We start from the raw sequence: 3,039 nt of genomic DNA, 5'->3' as shown, positions 1-3,039 counted from the left end.
CCAGGCGAGCTGCTCGTGTGGTGGTCCGGTGGTCGCGTAAATGTCCCTGTCGACGAGGTCGATGTGCACCAGATTCACCCTCTTGATCAAGCGCTGCGGGGTCACCGTCGAGGCGCTCGAAGGGGACGGCGACGGGCGCCTGCGCCGCGCCCGCCTGTCCGACGGCACCACGCTCGACGTGGACGTGGCGGTGGCCGCGCTCGGCGCGGAGCGCAACGTCGAATGGCTGGAGGGCTCCGGGCTGGCCGCCGGGGTGTGGGGCGTCGCCTGCGACGCGGGCTGCCGCGCGTTCGACGTCAACGCCCTGGTCACCGACAACGTCTTCGTCGCCGGCGACGTGGCGCGCTTCCCGCATCCGGTGTACGAGTACCAGTTCCTCTCCCTCGAACACTGGGGCAACGCGGTGACCCAGGCCCAGGTCGCGGCGCACAACATGATCAGCGCCGAGAGCGACCGCTGGCCGCACGTGTCGCTGCCGGTCTTCTGGTCCGCCCAGTTCGGCGTCAACATCAAGTCCGTCGGCGTGCCGACCTTCGCCGACGAGGTCGTCATCGCGCAGGGCTCGGTCGCCGATCGCCGGTTCGTCGCCGTCTACGGCAACCGGGGCCGCACCACGGCCGCCGTCGCCTTCGACCAGGCGATGTGGCTCGACTTCTACCAGGCGCAGATCGAGCGGGCCGCGCCGTTCCCGCCCGGCCCCGGCATGGTCGGGCAGCCCGACGGCCTCCAGATCATGCCGGCCGACGTACCGCAGCGGATCTCCCCCGCCTACGGCGCGACCGTGGTGCTGACCGGCCACAACCCGGACGAGCGCCGCGTGACGCTGCAGCGGCGGCACTGAACCACACCGAGCGAGCACATCAGGGAGCCGTCACAGTGGCAGAGGAAGTGACAGGGGCAAGCGTCTACGAGCAGATCCTCGACTACGCCAGCCGCGCCGATCCGTACCCGCTCTACGCCGAGCTCCGCAGGACCCCGGTGGCGCGGCAGGCGGACGGCAGCTATGCGGTCAGCGGCTACCGGGAGATCGTCGCGCTGCTGCACGACCCGCGCGTCAGCTCCGACGTTCGCAACATTCCCGACATCGCCGCCGAGCAGGAGTCGGGGACGGCGCTGCCGTCGTCCTTCATCAGGACCGACCCGCCGGACCACGACCGGATCCGCTCCATGATGATGCGGCACTTCGGGCCGCCCCACTCCCCCGGCCGGGTCGACGGCATGGAACCCCGGATGATGCGGATCGTCACGGACCTGATCGACCGGTTCGCCGGGAAGACCCGGGTCGACATCGTCGAGGACTTCGCCTATCCGTTGCCGGTCACGGTGATCTGCGAGCTGCTGGGCGTGCCCCGCGAGGACGAGCCCCGCTTCCACCGGTGGTCGCAGGCCATCATCGAGACCATCGACCCGACGACCGGGAGCGTCGCCGAGCGGGAGCGGCGGAACATGGAGGTCAGGACGGAGCTCGGCACGTACATGGAGGAGCTGATGGACGTCCACCGGCGGCGGCCGGGCGACGACCTGCTCTCGGCCATCGTCACCGATCCGGCCGTCGACCTGCGGCTGGAGGAGCTGCTGAGCGCCGCCGCGACGCTGCTCGTCGCCGGCCACGAGACCACCGTCAACCTCGTCACCAACGGCATGCTCACCCTGCTGCGCAACCCCCGCGTGCTGGACCGGCTGCGCCACGAGCCCGACCTGGTCGTCGGCACGGTCGAGGAGCTGCTCCGCTTCGAGCCGCCGGTGCAGCTGCTCAGCCTGCGCCGCTCCGCGCTGGCCGACATCGACATCGCGGGCACGACGATCCCGAAAGGCGCCATCATCAGCCTCGTGCTCGCCGCCGGGAGCCGTGATCCCGCGCGTTTCCCCGATCCCGACCGTTTCGACCCCGACCGGCGGGACAACCAGCACCTCGGCTTCGGCAGCGGCATCCACTACTGCTTCGGGGCCCCGCTGGCGCGGCTGGAGACGCAGCTCGCGCTGGGCGAGCTCGCGCGGCGGCTGGTCAACCCGCGCCTGGTCGCCGACCCGCCGCCGTACCGGCCGAACCCGGGCCTGCGCGGGCCCCGGCACCTCTACGTGGAGTTCGACGACGTCCTTCCCACATGAGCGATCCGCGCCTCGCCGACGGGGTGATTCAGTCGGGGCCGTTCTCGTTGCAGACTGGCCCGATGGGGGTGCGGGTCCGGGTCGAGGGCGTCGTTCAGGGGGTGGGGTTCCGGCCGTTCGTGCACGGGCTGGCCACGCGGCTCGGGCTGGCGGGCCGGGTGGGCAACGACGCGCACGGCGTCTTCGTCGAGCTGGAGGGCGGGGGCGGCCAGATCGCGGAGTTCCTGGTACGGCTGGAGCGCGACGCGCCCCCGCTGGCCGCGATCGAGCGGGTGACGGTCACCTCCCGTGCGGTGCGTGCCGACGGCCGGTTCCGGATCGTCGCGAGCGATCCGTCGGGGGCCTCACGCACGCTGGTGTCGCCCGACATCGCGACCTGCGCCGACTGCCTGGCGGAGCTGGCCGACCCCGGCGACCGGCGCTACCGCTACCCGTTCGTCAACTGCGTCAACTGCGGGCCGCGGCTGACGATCGTGCGGGCGATGCCGTACGATCGGCCGCTGACCACGATGGCGGGGTTCGCCATGTGCGACGGCTGCCTGGCCGAGTACCACGATCCGGCCGACCGGCGCTTCCACGCGCAGCCCATCTGCTGCCCGGCCTGCGGCCCCGCGCTCAGGCTCATCAGTGCGACGGGCGAGCTCGTCGGCGCGGTGGGCGGCCCACCGGCAGAGCTCGTCGGTGCGGCAGGCGACCCGCTGGCCGGGGCCGTGCGGGTGCTGCGCCGGGGCGGGGTGCTGGCGGTGAAGGGGCTCGGCGGCTACCACCTGTCGGTGCCGGCCGCCGACGAGGACGCCGCCGCCGAGCTGCGGCGGCGCAAGCAGCGCGAGGACAAGCCGTTCGCGGTCATGGTCGCCGACCTGGCCGCGGCCCGGCGGCTGTGCGAGGTGGACGAGGCCGGCGCGGCGCTCCTGACCGACCGCGCGCGGC

3 protein-coding genes are annotated in these 3,039 nt (G+C 72.7%); all 3 read left to right on the top strand.

Annotated elements, in window-relative coordinates:
• Positions 1-82: 82 nt before the first annotated feature.
• Positions 83-841: an oxidoreductase C-terminal domain-containing protein gene (locus tag ACWDX9_RS61830; RefSeq protein WP_449973202.1), complete on the top strand. Its 759-nt coding sequence runs from the start codon at positions 83-85 to the stop codon at positions 839-841.
• Between the two features lie 35 nt (positions 842-876).
• Complete coding sequence (locus tag ACWDX9_RS61825) at positions 877-2,109, top strand: cytochrome P450 (RefSeq protein ID WP_449973201.1); 1,233 nt, start codon at positions 877-879, stop codon at positions 2,107-2,109.
• Positions 2,106-3,039: acylphosphatase (locus ACWDX9_RS61820; protein ID WP_449973200.1), on the top strand; the 934-nt coding region annotated here is incomplete at its 3' end. The genes ACWDX9_RS61825 and ACWDX9_RS61820, both read left to right, overlap by 4 nt.

The organism is Nonomuraea sp. NPDC003201, assembly GCF_053590415.1.
This window is presented reverse-complemented; position numbering and strand designations above follow the sequence as displayed.